Origin of the sequence: Psychrobacter sp. 72-O-c (assembly GCF_904846605.1) — a bacterium.
Lineage (GTDB): Bacteria > Pseudomonadota > Gammaproteobacteria > Pseudomonadales > Moraxellaceae > Psychrobacter.
The window spans coordinates 1-22142 of the sequence record NZ_CAJHBI010000034.1 but is presented as its reverse complement, the minus strand read 5'-3'; the positions used below and the strand labels follow the sequence as shown (position 1 = coordinate 22142).

At 43.4% G+C, this 22142-nt stretch carries 19 protein-coding genes; 17 read left to right on the top strand and 2 right to left on the bottom strand.

From position 1 onward, the window contains the following. Positions 1-71 precede the first annotated feature (71 nt). The 10 genes from JMX97_RS11415 (at position 72) to JMX97_RS11370 (ending at position 11518) form a co-directional block, all read left to right on the top strand. Positions 72-401 carry a hypothetical protein gene (locus JMX97_RS11415; protein WP_201558228.1) on the top strand — a complete coding sequence of 110 codons (330 nt, stop codon included), beginning with the start codon at positions 72-74 and terminating at the stop codon, positions 399-401. Positions 402-585: 184 nt separating this feature from the next. Continuing rightward, on the top strand, positions 586-1083 hold the full coding sequence (locus JMX97_RS11410; protein WP_201558227.1) for a peroxiredoxin: 498 nt from the start codon (positions 586-588) through the stop codon (positions 1081-1083). Between the two features lie 261 nt (positions 1084-1344). Continuing rightward, positions 1345-2835, top strand: a complete 1491-nt coding sequence (locus tag JMX97_RS11405) for a dihydrolipoyl dehydrogenase (protein ID WP_201558226.1) — start codon at positions 1345-1347, stop codon at positions 2833-2835. 67 nt (positions 2836-2902) lie between these two features. After that, entirely contained in the window at positions 2903-4111 is a 1209-nt protein-coding gene (locus JMX97_RS11400) for a mechanosensitive ion channel family protein (protein ID WP_227671576.1), read from the top strand. Positions 4112-4391: 280 nt separating this feature from the next. Further along, entirely contained in the window at positions 4392-6692 is a 2301-nt protein-coding gene (rlmKL, locus tag JMX97_RS11395) for a bifunctional 23S rRNA (guanine(2069)-N(7))-methyltransferase RlmK/23S rRNA (guanine(2445)-N(2))-methyltransferase RlmL (protein WP_201558224.1), read from the top strand. A 230-nt stretch (positions 6693-6922) separates the two neighbouring features. Further along, positions 6923-7498 carry a TerD family protein gene (locus JMX97_RS11390; RefSeq protein ID WP_201558221.1) on the top strand — a complete coding sequence of 192 codons (576 nt, stop codon included), beginning with the start codon at positions 6923-6925 and terminating at the stop codon, positions 7496-7498. Positions 7499-7701: 203 nt separating this feature from the next. Further along, positions 7702-8781: a DUF475 domain-containing protein gene (locus tag JMX97_RS11385; protein ID WP_201558220.1), complete on the top strand. Its 1080-nt coding sequence runs from the start codon at positions 7702-7704 to the stop codon at positions 8779-8781. Between the two features lie 486 nt (positions 8782-9267). Then, positions 9268-9843 carry a TerD family protein gene (locus JMX97_RS11380; protein WP_201558219.1) on the top strand — a complete coding sequence of 192 codons (576 nt, stop codon included), beginning with the start codon at positions 9268-9270 and terminating at the stop codon, positions 9841-9843. A 224-nt stretch (positions 9844-10067) separates the two neighbouring features. Next, positions 10068-10820 (top strand): TIGR00266 family protein, encoded by a 753-nt coding sequence (locus JMX97_RS11375; protein ID WP_201558218.1) that lies wholly within the window; start codon positions 10068-10070, stop codon positions 10818-10820. An 89-nt stretch (positions 10821-10909) separates the two neighbouring features. Further along, the gene (locus JMX97_RS11370; protein WP_201558217.1) at positions 10910-11518 is read left to right on the top strand and encodes a TerD family protein; all 609 of its coding nucleotides are present in this window, start codon (positions 10910-10912) and stop codon (positions 11516-11518) included. Between the two features lie 114 nt (positions 11519-11632). Here the strand turns inward: JMX97_RS11370 and JMX97_RS11365 are convergent, their stop codons facing one another. Continuing rightward, a complete protein-coding gene (locus JMX97_RS11365; protein ID WP_201558210.1) occupies positions 11633-12949 on the bottom strand; it encodes a TerD family protein in 1317 nt (438 codons plus the stop codon). Positions 12950-13663: 714 nt separating this feature from the next. Here JMX97_RS11365 and JMX97_RS11360 point away from each other — a divergent pair. From JMX97_RS11360 to JMX97_RS11335, 6 genes are all read left to right on the top strand, one after another. Continuing rightward, positions 13664-14899 (top strand): ATP-grasp domain-containing protein, encoded by a 1236-nt coding sequence (locus JMX97_RS11360; protein ID WP_201558249.1) that lies wholly within the window; start codon positions 13664-13666, stop codon positions 14897-14899. 138 nt (positions 14900-15037) lie between these two features. Next, complete coding sequence (locus JMX97_RS11355; RefSeq protein ID WP_201558208.1) at positions 15038-15241, top strand: hypothetical protein; 204 nt, start codon at positions 15038-15040, stop codon at positions 15239-15241. Between the two features lie 9 nt (positions 15242-15250). Further along, positions 15251-16519: a phosphoribosyltransferase domain-containing protein gene (locus JMX97_RS11350; protein ID WP_201558206.1), complete on the top strand. Its 1269-nt coding sequence runs from the start codon at positions 15251-15253 to the stop codon at positions 16517-16519. 42 nt (positions 16520-16561) lie between these two features. Beyond that, positions 16562-17395, top strand: a complete 834-nt coding sequence (locus JMX97_RS11345) for an HAD hydrolase family protein (RefSeq protein WP_201558204.1) — start codon at positions 16562-16564, stop codon at positions 17393-17395. Positions 17396-17409: 14 nt separating this feature from the next. Beyond that, positions 17410-18657, top strand: a complete 1248-nt coding sequence (locus JMX97_RS11340; RefSeq protein ID WP_227671577.1) for a cysteine protease StiP domain-containing protein — start codon at positions 17410-17412, stop codon at positions 18655-18657. 187 nt (positions 18658-18844) lie between these two features. After that, on the top strand, positions 18845-19900 hold the full coding sequence (locus JMX97_RS11335) for an HpcH/HpaI aldolase/citrate lyase family protein (protein ID WP_201558202.1): 1056 nt from the start codon (positions 18845-18847) through the stop codon (positions 19898-19900). Between the two features lie 87 nt (positions 19901-19987). Here the strand turns inward: JMX97_RS11335 and JMX97_RS11330 are convergent, their stop codons facing one another. Beyond that, complete coding sequence (locus tag JMX97_RS11330; RefSeq protein ID WP_201558200.1) at positions 19988-20800, bottom strand: alpha/beta fold hydrolase; 813 nt, start codon at positions 20798-20800, stop codon at positions 19988-19990. Between the two features lie 305 nt (positions 20801-21105). Here JMX97_RS11330 and JMX97_RS11325 point away from each other — a divergent pair, with 305 nt between their 5' ends. Further along, entirely contained in the window at positions 21106-21903 is a 798-nt protein-coding gene (locus tag JMX97_RS11325; RefSeq protein WP_201558198.1) for an enoyl-CoA hydratase/isomerase family protein, read from the top strand. Positions 21904-22142 lie beyond the last annotated feature (239 nt).

The following is a 22142-nucleotide window of genomic DNA, read 5'->3' as shown; positions in this document are numbered from 1 at the left end:
TTTTTTATTTATCAATTTTTATCATTGTTTTAATTTTTTATTTTATTGACACTGCCCGTAAGAGGATATTTATGAAGTTATTACAAATACTACCCTTAGCGCTAATTGGTTTTATCGCCATGCCGCAAGCAAACGCTATCGACATTAAACAAAACAACATTAACACTTGTGTCAGTGGCGCCGTAAAGTATAAAGTCGCTGACCAAAATACAGCCACCAAGCTATGTAGCTGTACCATTGGTGTCCGCAGCAAAATGACCATCGGTCAAATGTGGGAAATCGAAAGCTACGCGCAAGACAAAAAAGATCCTTCTTCGCTACCATACGTGAAAAAGATGCAGAAAGACTTGCAGCAATGTACTGTGGGGCTGGATCTCAAACAGCCACAAAAGCCCGCTTAAATCGATTAGTAAAGCAGTCCGACAAACAAGATACAATAAGAAAGACTGACAATCGTCAGTCTTTTTTTGTTGCCGGTAGTTGCCAATACCGGGGTAAAGTGTAAGACTTAGAATCTACTGGTTATTAGCAGCCACGACTAACGAATAAGAGAAACATAAATATAAACACAACAAGGAATTTATCATGGCCAAACCCACTACTGAAGTGCTTGCATTACCCGATTTTCCAGTCACGATAGTACGTGAGTTAGATGGCAATTTCATCCATGATGACATTAGCCTAAAAGAGCTGGTTCAGAATACGAATAAAGGATTGATTCTATATTTTTATCCAAAAGACAATACTCCCGGCTGCACCACCCAAGCTATCGACTTTACCGCCAGTATCAATGCCTTTGACGACTTAGGTTACGATATTATTGGGGTATCACGTGACAGCGTTGAATTGCATGAAAAGTTCATTGCTAAACACGATTTACAAATTCCACTTATCAGTGATGGCGATGAAAAACTATGCCAGTATTTTGAAGTGATTAAAGAAAAAAATATGTACGGTAAGACGACTATTGGACTGGTACGCTCCGCATTTGTATTTGATAAAAATGGTGTGCTTACCCATGCGCAGCGTAACCTGCGTGCAAAAGATTATGCCGAGCGCCTGTTGACCACATTGGCCCCTTAGTAATCCTTAATAGTCTCTGAGTAACCTTTAGTACCTCTTAGCAATACTAGCTCCGTGATAACTCACTGTGGCGTTGCTTTAATCTAGCATTGTAAGGTCAGTTATCGACTTTAAGTACGGTTAGGGTTACACATTTTTGCAACAGCTTGCTACGCTTATCCTGCTGCGTAATTTGTAGTGATACTTTATTATCAGATCCTGTTGTCAAAATTACTGCTTATTAAAATATCAAATACTAATAACTCAATAGTTGGGAATAATATGACTGAACAATCTGATAGCACGTCCAATAAGGTTACTCGTAAAGTCTCTGTCGCCATCATTGGGGCAGGCACGGCAGGACAAAACGCCTTTACCCAAGCCAGTAAAACCACTGAAGATCTTGTCATTATTAATGATGGCTTTTGGACCACCACTTGCGCGACTGTCGGCTGTATGCCAAGTAAGCTACTGATTGCTGCTGCCGCTCGTGCTCATGAGGCCAAGAACTCTAACCAGTTTGGTATCCATGCCGATGTAAGAATAGACGGCAAACAAGTAATGGCTCGCGTTCAGTCAGAGCGCAACCGCTTTGCCAGTTTCCTCGAACAGCAAGTCGAGAGCTGGCCTGAGGATAAAAAAATATCAGGACGCGCCCATATTAATGAGCAAGGTCTGATTGAAGTCAATGATGAGCTGATTAAAGCCGATAAAATCATTGTGGCAACGGGCAGTTTGCCATTCATTCCAGAGGGCTGGGCGGACAAACTAGGTAATACCCTACTAACCTCCGATATTGTTTTTGAACTGACAGATTTGCCGGCATCAATGGCGGTGATTGGTGCAGGGGCGGTTGGCTTAGAGCTCGCACAAGCATTTACTCGTCTAGGCGTGGCAGTGACTTTATTCAACCGCGCCAATCGGGTCGGCGGTCTACAAGATGACGATATTAACAAAAAAGCGATCGAGTGTTTGGGTCATGAGCTGACTATGCAGCTAAACAGCGAAGTTGAAGATGTTGGTACTCATATAGCCGATACACAAACTGATGACGGACCCCTAACAGCCTTTATTAAATATAAAGACAGCGATGGCAAAGCGCAACAGTGGCAAGGCGATTACGTCATTGTGGCGACCGGACGCCGCAATAATATTGCACAGCTGGGTATCGAAAATCTAGGCGTTGAGCTGGACGATAAAAATCGCCCGAAAGACTTAGATATAAACACTGGTCAGATTGGCGACTTGGATGTTTATATTGTTGGTGATGCCAATGCTCATATCCCCCTACTTCACGTCGCTAGCGATGAAGGCTTTAGCGCAGGTAGTGACATTTGCACTGATAACACCGCTGCCTATATACGCCCGCCTTCTATTCCATTGTCTATTGTCTTTTGTGAGCCGCAAATTGCCACTATCGGCATGTCAATGCCAGAGATTGAACAATCAGAGCGCCAACAGGTCACTGGCAAAGTCAGCTTTGACAATCAAGGCCGTAGCCGCATTATGGGGGTTAACTGCGGACTGTTGCATGTTTATGGTTGCAAAGAGACCAATAAAGTTCTAGGCGCCAGTATGGTAGGACCGGATGCCGAGTATATTGCTCATATCTTGGCGCTGGCGATTACTAACGAATTGTGCATCGAATCTGTGCTAGAAATGCCTTTTTATCATCCGACCATTCTTGAAGGACTGCGTACCGCGCTACGTGAGGTCCAAGATAAGATGACTATTCCTCATCAACCTCAGTCAACACAGGAACATAGCTTTTAGGCGATGGCTCAGTTACACTTTTAAAGCTTAAAGCAGTATTAATACTAAAACCCCCATGGATGAGATAATGGCAATCGCTGGTATTACTGATTTTTTCCAAGAGATTATTCGTGATCTACATACCAGTCTTTACCTTGCGATTGGTGGCTCAGTAGAAGAAGAGTCTATTGATTGGTCATCCTATACTGTAGAGCTCGTTAGCACCGGTATTAAAATCCTCATACTGCTTGCGGTGTTGGGATTTTTTTATTGGCTGACCACTTATATTATCGAACACAATAAAGCACGTTTTCACCTTAATGATCGCCGCGCCAAAATTGCCCGTTCTATATTGCGTTATGTGTGGGTTGTTGCTAGTTTGATTGCAATAATGAGTCAGATTAACTTTGAGCCCAGTACCGTCAAAGCGACTGCGAAAGCCAGTATTTGGGCAGGCATCTATTATGTGCTGTGGACATCATCCGGCCATATCATCCATAAGATACTTCAGCATTACGGTCTTAACGCCTCTATCGAGCAGCTCTTAAAGAACATCCTATCAGTACTAATTTGGACGCTTGGTATTGCCAGTGTCATGGCGCAATTTGGCTTCGATATTGTCTCCTTAATTGCAGGTTTGGGTATTGTCGGTTTGGCAGTGGGCTTTGCCGCGCAATCAACGCTTGCTAACTTTATTGCTGGTATCACCATTTTACTTGAGCAATCATTTGAGGTTGGTGATTGGATTAATATCAACAATAATGAAGGGCGCGTGGTGGTTATCTCGCTACGTACTACCCATATTTTAACTCGTGACAACATTACGGTTATTGTTCCAAACTCCACTGTCGCCTCCTCTGAGGTCACTAATTTAACTTCCAAGAACTTTATCCGCTTTGATATACGCATGCGCATCGCCTTTGAAGATGATATCGCTAACGCACGAGAAGTGATATTACAGGTACTCACTGATAGTGAAACCGTATTGAGACGCCCTGAATCTTCAGCGACAGTAGCGGAAATTGGTGAATATGGTATTTTCTTTATCGTACGCTTTTGGGTCAAGCCAGCGTCCGTTGCTCGCATGCCCAAAATTAAAGAAGGCTTACAGGAGGATATTAAACGCGCCTTTGATGCCGCCAATATATCTACCCCCTACCCACATATGCGCTTGCTGATGCCGAAAGACGTCGATTATCCTATTGCTACTAAGCCGTTTGCGACTACTACTCAGTTGGTAACCGCAGACAATCCATCAAATATTTCCTTGACTAAAGACCCAAAGCCACGGCTATAGTGTGACTTTGGGTCTTTAGTCTCTTATAAACCGATTATTAGCTCATTAACCCGCCAACGCTTATCACCTTTTTCCTATAGTTGTTTTGCTATTGTTTTTAAAAACCTATCTGAATACACTGCAATTGACTATCACACTTTAAGCGCAAGTGCACTCAACAATAGGCTCTTAAATTATGGTAAAATTACCGGTTGAACACCTCGTTCCATTATTCGCGCAATCCATTTAGCACGCTTAGTTTACATACATTTAGTTTACACAATAGCCCATAGGTATCCGTATGACCGAACAAACCTTACCCGCATCTTCACTAGCATTGTCGCTCGACCTCATTATCACCTGTGCCGATGGGCTTGAGGCACCGCTACAGACTGAGCTGACCAGCTTCGGTATTGCCAGCGAGATCAAAAGTACGGGCCGTCTTACCGTCACCGGAACGCTGCGTGACTTATACACGATTTGTCTTTGGTCACGGGTGGCCTCGCGGGTACTAATGCTGATTAAACGTAAGAACATCAATGCCGAGTATGATGTGGCAGAGCAGCTGTATGGCTTGGCTAAATCGGTCAATTGGACTGAGCAATTCAGCTTAGAGCAGACCTTTGCTATTCGTCTGTCTGTTGATAAGCGCGTGGCAGTCAGTCAGCAATTTGCCATGCTACGTATCAAAGATGCCATTGCCGATACCTTTAATGAAGTTCATGACAGTCGTCCTAATGTAGACAGTAAAAATCCAGATTTCGCTATTTTTGCGACCGTGAATGACAAGCAAGCTGAGCTATATTTGGATTTATCCGGTACCAGCTTGCACCGCCGTGGGTATCGCGTAGCAATGACCGATGCGCCACTCAAAGAGAACTTAGCGGCCGCCCTGCTCTATAGCGCCGGTTGGCACCAGAAAAATGAAGCAGGCAATGCACCTTTCTACAATGCTCTAGTCGATCCAATGTGCGGCTCAGGGACCTTCATTATCGAAGCGTTACTAATGCATTGTGATTATGCGGTGGGCATTGATAAAGCAGCCAATCAATTTGGCTTCTATCAATGGCAACATCATGATGAAACGTTATGGCTAGCGATGGTTGATGAGGCACAGACACGCTTTCGAGAGAGCTTAGCGATTGCCTGTGAGCAACCGGACACGCTACCGCTTATCTTAGGTTTTGATGCCGATAGTGGTGCGATTGTCGCGACGGAAAAGAACTTGATTGCTGCCGGCCTGCACGACTTGCTACCACTTATAGATCTGGAAACCCGAGCACTCGACCAACTCAGTAACACGCTACGTCCGATGGTCAATGACGGTAGATTGAGTAACCCACTAATCATCACCAATCCACCTTATGGTGAGCGTTTGGGTGATGAAGAGATGATTAAACCGCTTTATCAAGCGATAGGCCTTATTCTACAAGACAGCTTTGCCGGTAGCGGTATTGACCCTATGCTGGGCATCCTTGCCGCCAATGTTGAACAAGTCGATATCTTGCCGATCAAAGACCCAAAAACCTTGCGTTGTCATAATGGTGCGATTACCGTTTATTTCCGCCACGGTCATTTGATTGCTGGGCAAGTAGGACATTTAATGAGTCGCTTTGAAAAGCGTGAGATTGAGTCTGAGGAAGGTCAAGATTTTATCAATCGCTTGCAAAAAAATCTGGCGCGCCTCAAAAAACAAGCCGCTAAAGAAAATGTCAGTAATCTACGGGTTTACAACGCCGATTTGCCCGATTTTAAAGTCGCTATCGATTTATATGGCGACTATGTGCATGTGCAAGAATATGCGCCGCCCAAAACTATTCCACCTGAGACCGCTAGAAAACGCTTTAACTTAGCTTTGATGGGTATCCGCGAAGTCTTCGGTATTAACCGTGAACAAATCTTTATCAAAACTCGGGCACGCCAGTCTGGCAACGATCAATATAGCAAGCAAGGTCAAACAGAAAAACGGGGTAAATTTTACGTCGCCCGTGAAGATGGCGCTTATTTTTACGTCAACTTTACTGACTATCTCGATACCGGTTTGTTTATTGATCACCGTAATATGCGCGCCCGCATCAAAGCGAATAGCCGCGGTAAAGCGGTATTGAATTTATTTGCTTATACTTGTACCGCCAGTGTGCATGCAGCTTTGGCAGGTGCGAAAAATGTGACTAGTGTTGATTTATCGCAGAATTATCTAGACTGGGGCAAACAGAACTTTGTGCTCAATGGGCTTGATGTCAGCCGTCGTAAGTATGAATTTGTGGCCGCTGATATCTTTGAATGGATTAAAGACAATACTGAGCAATACGATATTGTCTTTATTGATCCACCGACCTTTTCGAACTCGAAAAAATTCCAAGGTACCTTTGATGTTCAGCGTGACCATGCGGCGTTAATCAATCGCGCTATGAACCGCTTGACGGCTGACGGGGTACTGTATTTTTCGAACAACTTTACTCGTTTTGAGCTTGATGAGCAGCTGACTGAACGTTATGACATTATTGACATTACTCCACAAACCATTGGCTTTGATTTTAATGTCAAAAAACCCATCCATCAAAGTTTTGAGATTCGTCACAGTCAGAGTGCTCAATACTAGAGATAATATTAACTGTGATTCCGTTCCTCACAATCGAACGGAATCATTATTAACGCTGCGTAATAGCCGAGCAAACAGTTTAGATTTGTATCAAAAAGCATAATGACCTCATCAGCTTTGATTGGGTCATTTTTTGTTGTTATGATAGGGTGTTACTAAGCAATCGTTTTAATATTACGGTTTATTTTATTCTAATAACTTTACCTCACTCTAATAACAAGGACTACCCCATGGCTTTATCTCTTAATAAAGGCGGTAATTTATCGCTAACTAAAACGGATCCTAACCTAACTAAGCTAGTTATCGGTCTGGGCTGGGATGAGCGCGCGACTTCAGGTGCCGAATTTGATCTTGATGCCAGTATTTTCTTACTAAGCACGGCCGGTAAAGTACGCGGCGACCACGATTTTATTTTTTATAATCAGCTAAAATCTGATAACGGTGCCGTTGAGCATACTGGTGACAATCGTACTGGCGAAGGCGATGGTGACGATGAAGCGGTTAAAGTAAACCTCACTCAAGTTCCTGCGGATGTCGATAAAATCGTCGTAACCGTTACTATTCATGATGCCACTACCCGTAGCCAAAACTTCGGTCAAGTTGACAACGCCTTTATCCGTGTTGTAAATGAAGAAACCGGCGCTGAAGTGGTACGTTTTGACTTAGCAGAAGACTATTCTGTTGAGACTGCCATGGTATTCGGCGAAGTCTATCGCCATAACGCTGAATGGAAATTTCGCGCAGTGGGCCAAGGCTACTCGGGCGGTCTGCAAGCTATGTGTCAGCAATATGGCGTTGACATTTAAACGGCTACTTATATTTATGGCACGTCTAAAAAGTAAAGCACAAACAGTTGCAAAATAGTCACAATTTGCTATAGCCAAACGACCAATAATGCTTTATGTTTCATTTAAATTTATGCCTAAGAAGTGGTTAGCAATAGCCACTTTTTTATGCTTGATTCTATAGTAGGTCGACCTTAGCTTTACGCAACCAGACAGGATATGTCATGAGACATTTTTATTTAGACTTTATCTTCACGGCTATTGCCTTAATGGTGGCAGCGTGGTGGGGATATTCACACGGTGGTATGGGCGGGCTGATAGCCACGCTATCGATTACCGCTATTTTGGCCGTCATGGAAATCTCGTTATCTTTTGATAACGCAGTGGTCAACGCCTCAGTACTTAAAGGCTGGGACGAATTCTGGAAAATGATTTTCTTAACCGTGGGTATTTTAATCGCGGTGTTTGGTATGCGCTTGGTCTTCCCTATCGTCATCGTCGCGGTTACCGCTGACTTGGGCATGATGGAAGTTATCAACTTGGCGTTAAACGATCCAAAAGAATACTCAGCAAGATTAATGGCCCATCATGCTGAAATTTCAGCATTCGGTGGTATTTTCTTACTATTGGTATTCTTAAACTTTGTATTCGATGATAAAGACGTGCATTGGTTTGAATGGCTTGAAAGCCGTTTGGCCAAGCTTGGCAAAGTCGATGCCATGAGCGTCTTCATTGCGCTTATCGTCTTGATGATTGCGGTGACATGGGCCACAGCTGAACAGGCCTCTGCTGTCTTAATAGCTGGCGTTTGGGGTATTTTGGTCTATTTAGGCGTGCAAGTGGTATCTGGCATGCTCGAGGGCGACCTTGAAGAACAGCTAGATGATCAGGGTAATAGTACTGGTGCTGCAACTAGCGCAATCATGAGAGGGGGTATTATCGGCTTCTTATACTTAGAAGTCCTTGACGCTTCTTTCAGTTTTGATGGAGTAATTGGTGCTTTTGCCATTACTAATGATGTCATTGTGATTATGTTAGGTCTGGCCATTGGTGCGATGTTCGTACGTTCTATGACCATATTTTTGGTGGACAAAGGTACGCTCGATGAGTTCATTTACTTAGAGCATGGTGCGCATTATGCCATCGGTGCACTTTCTATCATTATGTTATTGTCGGTGAAGTTCCATGTTCCTGAGTTAATTACTGGTCTTATCGGTATTACCTTTATTGCGTGGGCATTGCTCGCATCGCTTAAGCATCGTAAACAAGAAGCCAAACAAGAAGCAGCTAAACACCTCACTTAATATTAAGTGTAAGACGTTAGGTTGAAAGTAGCATCGTATTTATTACAGGTTATATCAAGGTTTTTGATATAACCTGTTTTTGTTTTATAAGCGAATTTTTAGTATTTTTTTATCTCATACCGCCATCCAACCATTCAATATTTCATCACGCTTTCTCACCTACTGTTTATACACACGACTCAACTTATTTTTTAATAACAATACCTTATCTACTGTTGTCAAACGTGTTAAAGAAGTATCAGACATACAGGGTTATTATGTGCCTTAGTAAGCATATAAGGTAAGCTCACAAAATACGCCTTGCTTAGTGACGATGTGCTTAGTATAGTAAAACGTAACGATATGCAGGACACAGCGTGCCAGTAGCAACATCGATATGTTGTGCTAGCGAGCTTAATATGACACAGTGCTGTATTATTTTTAGTTCATATTTTATGAACGGATCAATCAATTCATCTCTCAACAATTAAACCAAAGGACACTGATATGGCTATTAGCTTAACGAAAGGCGGCAACGTAAACTTATCAAAAGAAGCACCAGGCTTAACCAATATTACGGTAGGTCTAGGCTGGGATCCACGCGCAACTGACGGTAAAGATTTTGATTTAGATGCCATTGGCTTTTTGGTTGATGAATCAGGTAAAGTCCGTAACGATCAAGACTTTATCTTCTTTAATAACCTAAAATCAGATAACGGCGCGGTCGAGCACACCGGTGATAACCGTACTGGCGAAGGCGACGGCGATGATGAAGCGATTAAAGTAAATCTAGCTAACATTCCAGCTGACGTTAGTAAAATAGCGCTCTGTGCTATTATCTATGAAGGCCAAGGCCGCAACCAAAACTTCGGTCAAGTTGGCGACGCTTATATCCGTGTCGTAAACGACACTGGCGCTGCTGAAATTGCTCGTTATGACCTATCAGAAGATGGTAGCACTGAAACCGCTATGATTTTTGGTGAGTTATATCGCCATAACAGTGACTGGAAATTCCGTGCCGTTGGCCAAGGCTTCAGTGGTGGTCTAGGTCCATTAGCAGGTTCTTATGGTGTTAATGTTTAAGTTAAAACTTAACCAAAGTATCTAACACATAAAGATATCAATCAGACAACTGGTTGTGCCTTATAAGCTATCAAGTGTGACTTTTTAATCACATTTGATGGCTTTAAAATTAATAAAATACCGAAAAATTATATTTAAGATCTAAAAAAATATTAATTAAAATATGTTTGTAAAGAAGTCTCTGTTAAAGAATCTACAAGAACGAAGACAAGGATTTGCATCCCATGGCCGCCACATTTAGTCTAATCGGCACGATTGAACCGTTTTTACATTGCAACCTTAAAAAAGGCGATTCGATATATTGCGAAGCCAACGCGATGGTAATGCTAGAGTCCAATCTTGAGCTCAAAGGTAAGCTGCAAGGCGGATTGGTACAGTCATTGATGCGGCGTTTTGCCAATGATGAATCCCTGTTTCAGCAACAGATCGAAGCGGTCAATGGTGAAGGCGATTGTTTACTTGCGCCAACACTTGATGGCGATATGCAAATCATCGATGTCGGCACGCGGCAATATACTTTAAGTGATGGTGCCTTTGTTGCGGCGCAGACTGGGGTCAATATCAAAGCCAGTATTCAGCGTAATCTGGGCGGTGCCGTATTTGGTGATACTGGAGGCTTTATGGTGATGCAAACCCAAGGTAATGGCCAAGTGGTCGTATCAGGCTTTGGCTCACTGTTTGAGATTGAGGTGACTCCTGGTAAAGACGTTATCATTGATAATGGTCATGTAGTTTGCTGGGACTCGCGTCTCGAATATAACCTATCGGTCGCAACCAGTAAGAAAAAAGGCTTCATGGGTAATATTATCAATTCCGTTACTAGTGGCGAAGGCATGGTCTTAAACTTCTCTGGCACTGGTAAAGTTATTATCTGTTCGCGCAATCGTGAAAGCTATCAAGGCTGGTTACAAAGTATCCTAGGCTCAAACTCAGGAGGCCGCGGCGGTAGCAATGGCTTTTTAGGAAATATTTTATAGACCATATTTTTAGATGGTAATAGTAGTAAATTCTATAAACATCAATTTTTATTCATCGCTCTATTAATAAATAATAAAAGGATTATCGTATGGCAATCAGTCTACAAAAGGGACAAAAAATATCCTTAAGCAAAGAAGCGGGTGGTACGCTCACCCAAGTTAAGTTAGGTCTTGGTTGGGATGTTGCACAAGCACCACAAGATAAAAAAGGCGGCTTCTTAGGTAAGTTATTTGGTGGCGGTAGCGGCGGCGATTCTATTGACTTGGATGCGTCGTGCATTATGTTCGATAGCAACAAGCAAGCAGTTGATGCCATTTGGTTCAGTCAGCTGAAGTCAAAAGATGGCAGTGTTGTCCATACTGGTGATAACCGTACCGGTGACGGTGAAGGCGACGATGAAGTGATCAATGTTGATCTCTCAAAAGTACCTGCTAGTGTAGTATCACTGGTATTTACGGTCAATAGCTTCACTGGTCAGACCTTTGAAACCGTAGAAAATGCGTTTTGCCGCATCGTGAATGCCAATAACAACACTGAAGTGGCGCGTTATAACTTATCGTCACAAGGTACTCATACGGCAATGATTATGGCAAAAGTTTATCGTCATAATGATGAGTGGAAAATGCACGCTATCGGCGAAACCGCTTCTGGTCGCACTTTTCATGATTTGATGCCTGCTATCACACCGCATGCTTAGTTAGTTGAGATTTTGGGTAACTTAGAATTACTCAGTTAAAAACCAATCAGCCCCTCTATTATTTTATAATGGAGGGGCTGATTTTTTTAATCTTACGCCCTAACCTTAAAATTTTTATTTACGGCCACGTTTCCAGCTAAAGCCCCAATCAAAGGCTTTATCCATTTCTTGATGACCTTTAAAGTATTGGTTGATGCGCTCAACGTTAATGCTACCTTGCTGGTTGACCAAACGCGCAATCGCGCACATCGGCAGATTGCCCGCGCCTTCTGTCAATCGAGTCTCAATCGGTGGCTGGTCAGGCGCATGAATAGTTACTACCCCGTCCGTTTGCCCCCAATTGGGTGCGCCCTCATAGATGAAAGCAAAAATAAACACTTCCTCAATCTGTGACCACTGCTGACCATTGATATCAAGCCACTCACCGCCAGTAGTTTGTCCAGTTCTATCATCAGCACGTAAGCAAACGTAAGGCGCAGACTGCAGGCTACCAAAGCGATTACCTAACGCTTGAATAAGGGTTTTTTCACCATTTTTAAGATGAATCATCGCACCAACATCGAGGTCAATTCCGCCAGCCTTATGTTGCTTAAACAAATCCCCTAATAGACCTTTTTTGGGTGCTTGCTTGTCGGTATTTGGACGCTGGTTCCAGTTAAGGTTAATAGATATTTTACCGAAATCATCACGCTTACTTAGGTTAATGCTGGACTGGTTCTTAGTTAAAGTGATTTTACTCAGATTGATAGACGGTTTTGCAGGCGCATTATTAGCAGGAATCGGTGGTGGAGTGCTGGTTTGATTCGACTGACCTGAGTTCCCTGCTCTTTGCGTATTGATCGGCTTCTGCGTATTGATAGAAGATGGCGGATTATTAGTTGAAGCATTGTTGGTTGAAGAAGGGTTAGCTGGCGATTGGGCTTGAGCTGGAACATCATCGGCAATCTCAACGCCGAAATGCTCGGATAAAGGCTTCAACCCGCCGTTAAAGCCTTGGGCAATAAAGCGGAACTTCCAACTGCCCTGCCGACGGTAACATTCTGCTAGGATAATGGCTTTTTCAGGACGACCAGTCGCATTCAGCTGACAAGTGAGCAATACTTGGCTGCCTTGTAAGACTTGGATATCGACATCACCAACTTGTGCTAGAGTCTGTCCACTAGAAAAGGCTAAGGCAATCTTATCAATATTTGCCGGCTGCACAGGCAAATTGATATCAAAAAATCCATCGCTATCATGACCGCGAAAGCTGACGCTACCATCATCACTACGTGTCTGACCATAAAAAATCATATCGCCATCACCACGCACTTTGCCCGCCGTGGTTACCTGATAAGCAGCGCAGTCAATAGAATTTTGACTCAAAATACGAATGCTAATATTATCATTGGGTAGCGGCGCATTGGCACCGGCAATCAAGGTTTGACTCATAATATGTCCTTAAGATTAATTATAATTTGTTGTGTAAACTACCATGTAAAAAGGCCGCGTAAAACAGCATCAAGCTGGCATACGTTTAAGTGCACAGTTTAAGTGACTTCTGACAGATTATCACTATTTTAGTTATCGCTATATAGTAGCATAAATGGGGCTGGACGCTTAATCAGCACCCCTCTTTGAAAACAGTCATAAATAGCAGCAAGACCTTACAATCGATAGCACAGGACGACATAAATAATACGACAGATAACCAGTCACAAATATTACTAAGCGTTGTTTTGTCACGAGTATTGATAACGCAGGTATTTATATGTAGTGACATTTGTATATAATGGCTGTGGCGTAAATGATAGTTAATCCAATTTGGAAACGGTACAGTGCTACTGGGATGCTACTTTAACAAACGTTTTGCAGCCTCTGTCACGCTGGCGAACAGCACGCCAGAAAAATTTATACCACTAGCACGTTGCTATAAGTGTCTCTCTTTTACTTTGAACCGACTATAGATAGTATAAAATAAATAGTATTGCGGTGTGGTCGCAACTTACCAATACGGCTTTATCAAAATGTCTCTTATCAGCAATGTGGCTTGCCAATAGCGTATATTGCCAACAATGTTAATGATTCTACAATGACTACAACAGCATAATCACAATCTTGAATTACTCAACTCTGAATAAAGCCAACGATAGCGCTGAGAATATTATGGACAACCGTATTAACAATAACAGTAGTAATACTATAGTTAATAGTAGCAATCATACCGCGCCGCCAGCTGCTTGGTTGGCTGAGGGTCAGTCAAGCCAGCGCGATATGCTAGCAAGCTTACAAACATTAAAAACCAAAACTGCCACTCCGCTGTCCGTCATTGCCTCGCATCGGCAGAACCGCCCAGAAATTTTTGAATTTGCTGATGAAGTTTACTGTGAGCCGACTGATAATATAAATTCTAGCGACACAGACCCTGATAGCATAGATCTTGACAATGCAGATTCTGAAAATATAGACTCTAACGACGATCAAACAGCAACTGAAATAACGGCACCACGTTGGCAGTTTGTGTTAGACCATGCCAAGCAGAATAACGTCAAAGTATTACTTACAGGACGTAACGGCACTGATTATGAAGCGCAACGCAAGGCGTTTAGCGCCGCTGGTATACGCTTATTAACAGGTGCAACCAGCGTATCGGCACTGGCAACGATTGATGATAAATTTGCCTTTATGCAGCAGTGTCACGCGCATAACATCCCAGTAGTGGAAAGCTGGCGTTTTGATAATACCGATGAGCTTAACTCCTTACTGGCCGAACACGCTCATCAGCCGTTATGCGTGAAGCCCGTCACTGGTATTTTTGCGCAAGGGTTCTGGCGTTTGGATACTGGTATGAATGACGGCAAGCGCTCGCATTGGGACAGCTTTGAGCATCTTTATTTTACTGAGAGTAAAAAGATCAATATTGAACAATTTATCAATGCCTATGCCAATAGCGATATGATACAAGCGCGTCCTATTCCAATGCTGCTGATGCCTTTTCTCTCAGGCCAAGAATACTCCATCGATGTGGTCTGTGAATACGGCGAGGTACTGGCGGCTATCACTCGCCATAAAACTGGCAAAGTTCAACATATTGGCTACGATGAGTCGGTTATGGACGTGGTTATCCCACTAATTAAAGCTTTTGGCTGCGATGGTATCGTCAGTGTGCAGACCAAGGCGGATGATGAGGGTAAGCACCGCGTCCTTGAGATTAACAGTCGCCCCTCAGGTGGCATCGGCTACACCGCTCACAGCGGCGTGGACTTAACCCAAATAGGATTTGCCTACTGGCTTGGCCTGACAAACAAACCAAACTTAGCAGACATCACTCAGCAGATTATCCCGTGTCAGGTGCGCTCTATTGTGACGAGTGTAAAAATTGAGGAAGAATTTATTGAGTAAAATACCAACCCAAACTCTCTATAAAACCTTTAGAATAAGTAAACACAATCTTATATTAGCGATGGTGCTAAATATAATAGATATTTAAGAACTTCTATCACCATACGGCATGCGATTGATTAGAGGGCGGACGGCACGATGACAGCACAGACTACATTAGTTTTGGGAGCCAATACCGTTATCGCTCAAGCGCAGTGCACTGCGCCCATTCAACCCGGTTCTAGCGGTAGTCCTCGACTATTACCAACTGGTGAAATCATAGGCATGGTAACCTCCAGCCTCAATCATGAGCAGGCACAAAACATGAACTATAAAATAGTTACTTTAATAGAAGTACGTTAAGGAATATGAATGCTTGATAAGCAACACAACACGACCATCACCTTACCCCGTGGCACACTTGAGCTGACCTACCAAATCAATAATGCCGCAGGTAATAAACATAGCCCTTACCAACTCGATGACTTACTGGGTTTTGCTCAGCGCATCAATCCGAAACGGGCTTTTTTGTTTGTCTCAAAGGTTTTGGGTCGTCATATTCCGATCGCACCCCGTATTATGCGCCGTAGCTTTACCGATCTAGCTACTCTAGTACCTGATGGATTGCCTGAGCCTATTTTGGTCATCGGTATGGCAGAGACGGCAGTTGGGCTATCGGCAGGTGTGCATCAAGCGCTACAAACGCGCTATCCCAAGGCGTTACTGCTTAACTCTACTCGTCACGCGCAGCACGATGACAGTAGCAAGGACACTTTGCTGACGACCTTTAGCGAAGACCACAGTCACGCCAGCCAGCATTTGATCTATCAGAGTAGCAATCACGTTACCCAAGCACAGTTGCGTGCGAGTAAAACCTTGATTATGGTCGATGATGAAGCTTCAACAGGCAATACCTGCATGAATGTGGTCAGTGCCTTACGTAATGCAGGACTCACACAATTAGAACAGGTCCATTTGACGACATTAGTAGATTGGTCATTGGGTCAAACTGGTATGGACGACACCTTGGCTGAACGCCTGCCAGATATCGACTTTTCTCGTCATCATCTGTTAGCTGGTGCATGGCAATGGACGGATGCACCCAACCCTGAACCCATTACTATGCCATCGGTCGACAGTACCGCTGCGGGCAGCCAGCCATTAGGTCATACTGGCAATTGGGGACGCTTCCCAACCCTCGATAGCACAGATGGCTTTGCTGATTATTTGGCGCAGTTCCAACAGAGATTTACATCTTTTGAAGGGCAAGCGGCATTCGCTAGTACCAACTTGCCAAAAAAAATCTTAGTGTTGGGCAGTAATGAGTTTGTTTGGTTGCCGTTCTTGTTGGCTGAATGGTTAGAAAGTCAAGCAACAAGGCAAGCGCAAGGCCAGAATACTGAAGAGGCATCTATCGTCAAATTTAGCGCATTAACGCGTTCACCAATAGCAACAGGTGCTGCGATTACTACGATGCTGAGCTTTACCGATAATTACGGGCTTGGTATGACTAATTTTATTTATAATGTCAATCCTGATGACTGGGATTTGATTGTGCTGTGCGTGGAAACATCCGCTGATAGTGTTGATGAGATGTGGAAAGGTTTAGATAATGTATTGATCGTGAGTCCTACGCTTTAAATTGCTTTATACCATTAAAATACATCGCCTACGGATTGCTCTATGACCACCCCATTCTTCCAGCCTAGCCCTGATATCATCAAACCCTATGCCCTAATGGATTTAGACGACACTTTATTCCAGACCCAACGTAAGATTGAGGCATGGGACTTGCCTACGACTGAACAAGATAAACTGGTTTGTGCTACGGTGAACAAGAGTAACGAGCCATTGAGCATGATGAGTCAGCGTCAATCGGTATTCTTTAATTGGTTACTGGCCAGCACCGAGCTGATTGCGGTCACTGCACGTGATCGTAGCGAAATTAAGCGCGTAAAACTGTCCTTTAGTAGCTGGCAGGTTCTAACCCATGGTGCAATAATCTTAATGCCCGATGGTCAACTGCTTAGTGTTTGGCAGCAAAAAATGTATGATAAGCTGGTTCCGCTACAAGACCCGCTTACCCAGCTCGTCGCGCACATCAATAACTATAGTGCACAAAGCGACCGTTGTCACAATGATTTGGTATTCACGCCGCATACTGATACCTTTAACGATACTGAATTAACCATTTATTTTGCTATCAAACACGCACAAAAAGACCATCAAGTCTTGGCAGATTTAGCCCAGCAGCTACCGACATTAATGCCAGACTTTAATCAGCATTTTTATGTACACGTGAATGCTAATAATCTAGCAATACTGCCCCATGCTATCCATAAACAGCACGCGGTACAGTTTTTATTAGAAAATTATTTGGATAACCAGCGTCCTAGTTTTGGCTTTGGCGATAGTATGGCAGATTTACCATTTCTACAATTGCTAGATTGGTATGGCATGCCCAATCACGGTCAATTGCACTCAGAGCTACAAGCGCAACTTCACTCTCAACTATAGACATGGCAATCATAATGAGCGCGAATCATTCTACTATGACAACAAATAAGTCTAATGCAAAAGCAGAAAAAGTGCGTAACGATAATTTAGAAAGCACTAAGTTAAAAGACCGTCATTTAGCAAGCTATGGCTCGGGCAGTTATCTTGCCAGCGATGTCACTGTGCTATTAGATATCGTCGATAAAGAGGCGGTCGCTGATGTGCCCGTCACGCAAAAGGAAGCGCTAATTCAGAGCGGTCAACGCCATTATTCAGATATGCTGACCTTAGAACACGCACCAAGTGCAATGCACGAGCAACTATACACTCAAGCGTTAGCACAAGGCACCCAACGTACTGCCACTGATATTGCCAATCTTGCCTATGCGTTGCATCAGAACTTTCATAACACTGTTGATAGTGAAGGCCCGCTAGTATTGGTTAGCTTAGTGCGGGCAGGATTGCCCGTTGGCGTATTATTACAGCGTGCATTAGCAGATACTGATAGCCTATATTCATTACCAAGCGTTCATTATGGTATCAGTATCATTCGTGACCGTGGTTTAGATCCACTGGCATTAGAAATTTTATTAGAGGCTTATCCCAATAGTCCAATCGTATTTGTCGATGGTTGGACAGGTAAAGGGGCGATTTATCAAGAGTTAGCGCATAGCCTTGAAACCTTTAGTAAGCCTACTCATCCAAATTTTACTAATATTTTTCATCAAGGAGCAGATGCGATTCCGCTGCTCACACTCGCCGATCCTGCTGGGGTTGCTTGGCTTGCCGCTAGTAGCGATGATTGGCTCATTCCGTCAGGCTTGTTAAACAGTACGGTATCAGGGTTGATTTCGCGCAGTTTATATACCGCGCCGCAAGAGGGTCTACATCGCAGTGTGTTTTATGATAACTTAATAGAGGTTGATCATAGCCTTGCGTTTATCGATCATATCGATACAGCTAGGCAGCAACTGACCACGGCGCCGTCGCAGTTACCGACTTTTACTCAGCCGCGTTATGATACCAAGACCATCATTGATACGCTGGCTGCGCGCTATCAAATTACCAATCGCAACCGTATCAAGCCAACCATCGCCGAGGCAACACGGGCGATATTACGCCGAGAACCTGAGCGCGTCTTGCTAGCATCTTCTGATCATCCCGATACCGCATTGTTACGCCATTTATGTACTGAATATCATATCGATATCACAATATTAGGTGCTAAAATATTACCTTATCAAGCCGTTACGCTTATTAAGCAACGGACTACCCATACTTAGTCTTAACAATACGAGAAAGGCTTTGGTCCTGTATATAGGGTTTAACGTATATACGGTCTAATAAAAATAAACAAGCTTCTATAAACGCTTGCGAATAATAGAGCCAAGCATTTTTTGAACAAAACAGCACCTTTGTTACACTATTATTCCTCTGTATTCTCATTCACCACTATTTATGACGTCGACTATGCCAGATAAATCGTCCAGCCTTTACAATCATACCCAGTCTTACGCGCATCTCATTACTGAGCGCCACGCGATGATCAAGCCATGCACCCATCATCCCTATCAGTTGGGGGCAAGCCTATATATGCCAGCGACACGGCAAGATATTTGGCAGGTCATTAAGCGAGACAAGTTACCGACTATTGATAGTATTATTATTTGTTTAGAAGATGCCGTTAGTCATAGTGATGTGGATTTAGCGCTGACACGATTGCAGGCACTGCTCAATATGTGGGCGTCACATGTCAATAGCATCAATGAGCCCTCAAACCAAGCAGACATTCAGACCCAGCAACCGACGCGCCCCTTAGTATTTGTGCGTCCGCGCAATCCGATGATGCTGCAAGAATTGGCAGACTTTGAACATATTGATTTGCTTGATGGCTTCGTGATGCCCAAGGTCGATATGTATAGTTTATCTAACTGGCGCATGGCCTGTCAGAACTTAAGTACCGATCAGCTGTTGATGCCAACTTTAGAGACTGCTGCCCTATTTAATCCGCATCACAATCAAGAGCTGGCAATCGCTTTTAAAGAAGCCTTTAGCCAGCCTATATTTGCGCTACGTATCGGTGGCAACGACTTATTTGCCGCATTGCGTCTACGTCGTCCAAAAGACAGTATTATTTATGATACACCGATTGGCACACTCATTTATCAGCTGCTGGGCTGCTTTGTGCCACATGGGTTTTATTTGACCGCGCCCGTATTTGAGTATTTAGATCAGCCGATGCTATTTATGAAAGAGCTGACCCGTGATGTGAGCTTAGGATTGGTAGGCAAAACGGTCATTCACCCCAGTCAAATTGCTTTGGTGCAACAGGCTTACTGCGTGCCATTGAGCATGCTTGATGAGGCACAAGCCATACTACATAGCGAGGCCAAAGCGGTATTTAAGTATAATAATACCATGCTAGAGCCAGCCACTCATCGCGCTTGGGCACATGAAGTGGTCAATCGATCAGAAGTATTTGGCACTATCAATGATGGCAATAGCGACTATAAACCGCTGCTTTAAAGTAGAAGCAGTCTCACAATCAATACTCAAAATAAAAAAGCCGCTATCATTAACCCGATAACGGCTTTTTTCAGTTAAACATGGGCACTAAACACAGCACTCTAAGAAGTTACTGATGGCTGTATTAACCTGCTCAGGTTCCTCTACAGTCGAAGTATGACCGGCACCTTTAATCACTACAAGCTTAGAGCCTTTAATGGCAAAGTGCATTCGCTCAGATTTTGGATAAGGCGTGGCTGCATCTTGATCACCCACTATAATCAGCGTCGGTGTGCTGATATCGCCAAGCTGCTCATAAGTCCCTTTACGCTCAATCACACCCGTTGTCGCTTTAGTCACACCGCCTTTACGATTGCCTTGTAGCATCAGTAGCCATTCTTTATTTTCGGCTTTACGCGATTTATCTCCTAAGAAAGTACTGCCAAACATAATGGGCATCACCTTGTTGCTGACTCGCTTCATTCCTAACCAACGAATGGCCGTCATCAATTTACGATATTGCGGTGCAAGTTTCGGATCTTCAGGGTCAGATGATGTCTCTAACAGTGTCAGTGACAGCAATAACTCAGGATGTTTAATTGCTATACGCTGCGCTACAAAGCCCCCCATTGATAGCCCTACAAAGTGACACTTATCTATATTAAGTGTCGATAGTAGTTCGAGAGTATCTTCAGTTAAGGTATCCATATCATAGCCAGACTTGGTAATCTGCGACTGCCCTTGCCCGCGAAAATCAAACGCGATACAGCGATACTGGTCTTGAAAATGGGCGACCTGCTTATCATACATCTTCGAGCTCCATAACAGACCATGCGCAAACACCATCACTGGCTTGTTATGATCATCAGGTGCGCTATCTTGATAGTAGATATCGGCGTTATTAATCTTAATTTTTGGCATAACCACGTCCTTGTCTGACAGATTTATTTGATATAAGTGGACATATACTCATCAACGAGCATATCCCTGAAACTCGTATTGGCCTTTTAGCATAGTGTACAAGTCATTTGTTTAATAGTATTATTTTTGAATGGGAAGTTTTATTGTGGACGGGTTGATAGAGACAAAGCAATAAGACATCATTTCGTTGTGCTCTGGCCGTGTCTGAGGCGCGCACAAAATCAACTTTTATAACAATCTCAAACTGCTATAGTAATGGACGTTGAACCATCCATTGCATAGAAACTATAGATAAAGGAAATACCATGTCGCAACCTTTAGTCGAGTACCAAACCGAGCAGCATATTGCCACTATCACTATGAATGACCCTAAGACTCTTAATGCTTTTAGCACTCCATTGAAGGGGGCTATTATGGAGGCACTCGATAAAGCGGATAAAGATGATCAGGTGCGAGTCATCGTCTTACAAGGCGGCGGTAATAACTTCTCTAGTGGCGGTCATATTGGTGAGATGCTTGAGAATGGCATGGAGTCTGAGGCTCTAGTGGCTAAGCTTGATTTTATGTTGAGGGAAGTTGCTGAAGTTAGCTTAAAGTTGCGGGCTATTCACAAGCCTATTATTGCCAAACTAGAAGGCGCGGTCGCAGGCGCAGGTATGAACCTAGCGCTAACTTGTGACTTTCGAATCGCCGCTGATAATGCAAAATTTGTACAAGCCTTTGTCAATATCGGTCTGATACCCGATGCTGGCGGTATTTATTTGCTTAATCAGTTAATCGGTGCAGCGAAGACTACAGAGTTAGTCATGCTCGGCGATAAAATCAAAGTGGAAGATATGGCACGCTTAAACTTAGTTAATACAGTGGTTAGCGCGGATGAGATAGATGCAAGTGTTAATGCTTTAGCGACTCGTCTAAGTCAGCTACCCGCAAAAGCGCTGGCATCGATGAAGCACATGCTTAATGTTCATGCTTATTCTGGACTGAGTGAGGCGCTCGATCTAGAAGTTGAGCAGCAAGTGATGATGGCAAAAACGGACGACTTCAAAGAAGGGATTACGGCCTTTATGGAAAAGCGTAAGCCGGTTTATCAGGGTAAGTAAAGTAAAAGCCAACTCTGACTTTAATTGCTAACGTTCGCCACACAAAAAACCCCGCATCGTTATGATGCGGGGTTTTTAATTTTTGTTATTTCATTCTATTAACATTAGCGGTTATAGTCAATAAACCAAAAAAGAACTACAATACCTAAATGACCTACTCAAATGATTTTCGACAACTCGTATTAAGCAAGATTGCAGCAGGGCAAACGGTACGCCGCGTTGCCCAAGACTTTAATATT

What these genes read in the sequence shown, in the direction of transcription:
- JMX97_RS11410 (WP_201558227.1), top strand. Translation starts at nt 586, where the DNA reads ATGGCCAAACCCACTACTGAAGTGCTTGCATTACCCGATTTTCCAGTC.
- JMX97_RS11340 (WP_227671577.1), top strand. Translation starts at nt 17,410, where the DNA reads ATGAGCGCGAATCATTCTACTATGACAACAAATAAGTCTAATGCAAAA.
- JMX97_RS11385 (WP_201558220.1), top strand. Translation starts at nt 7,702, where the DNA reads ATGAGACATTTTTATTTAGACTTTATCTTCACGGCTATTGCCTTAATG.
- JMX97_RS11365 (WP_201558210.1), bottom strand. Translation starts at nt 12,949, where the DNA reads ATGAGTCAAACCTTGATTGCCGGTGCCAATGCGCCGCTACCCAATGAT.
- JMX97_RS11355 (WP_201558208.1), top strand. Translation starts at nt 15,038, where the DNA reads ATGACAGCACAGACTACATTAGTTTTGGGAGCCAATACCGTTATCGCT.
- JMX97_RS11330 (WP_201558200.1), bottom strand. Translation starts at nt 20,800, where the DNA reads ATGCCAAAAATTAAGATTAATAACGCCGATATCTACTATCAAGATAGC.
- JMX97_RS11370 (WP_201558217.1), top strand. Translation starts at nt 10,910, where the DNA reads ATGGCAATCAGTCTACAAAAGGGACAAAAAATATCCTTAAGCAAAGAA.
- JMX97_RS11345 (WP_201558204.1), top strand. Translation starts at nt 16,562, where the DNA reads ATGACCACCCCATTCTTCCAGCCTAGCCCTGATATCATCAAACCCTAT.
- JMX97_RS11325 (WP_201558198.1), top strand. Translation starts at nt 21,106, where the DNA reads ATGTCGCAACCTTTAGTCGAGTACCAAACCGAGCAGCATATTGCCACT.
- JMX97_RS11400 (WP_227671576.1), top strand. Translation starts at nt 2,903, where the DNA reads ATGGCAATCGCTGGTATTACTGATTTTTTCCAAGAGATTATTCGTGAT.
- JMX97_RS11390 (WP_201558221.1), top strand. Translation starts at nt 6,923, where the DNA reads ATGGCTTTATCTCTTAATAAAGGCGGTAATTTATCGCTAACTAAAACG.
- JMX97_RS11415 (WP_201558228.1), top strand. Translation starts at nt 72, where the DNA reads ATGAAGTTATTACAAATACTACCCTTAGCGCTAATTGGTTTTATCGCC.
- JMX97_RS11360 (WP_201558249.1), top strand. Translation starts at nt 13,664, where the DNA reads ATGGACAACCGTATTAACAATAACAGTAGTAATACTATAGTTAATAGT.
- JMX97_RS11405 (WP_201558226.1), top strand. Translation starts at nt 1,345, where the DNA reads ATGACTGAACAATCTGATAGCACGTCCAATAAGGTTACTCGTAAAGTC.
- JMX97_RS11350 (WP_201558206.1), top strand. Translation starts at nt 15,251, where the DNA reads ATGCTTGATAAGCAACACAACACGACCATCACCTTACCCCGTGGCACA.
- JMX97_RS11375 (WP_201558218.1), top strand. Translation starts at nt 10,068, where the DNA reads ATGGCCGCCACATTTAGTCTAATCGGCACGATTGAACCGTTTTTACAT.
- JMX97_RS11380 (WP_201558219.1), top strand. Translation starts at nt 9,268, where the DNA reads ATGGCTATTAGCTTAACGAAAGGCGGCAACGTAAACTTATCAAAAGAA.
- rlmKL (WP_201558224.1), top strand. Translation starts at nt 4,392, where the DNA reads ATGACCGAACAAACCTTACCCGCATCTTCACTAGCATTGTCGCTCGAC.
- JMX97_RS11335 (WP_201558202.1), top strand. Translation starts at nt 18,845, where the DNA reads ATGCCAGATAAATCGTCCAGCCTTTACAATCATACCCAGTCTTACGCG.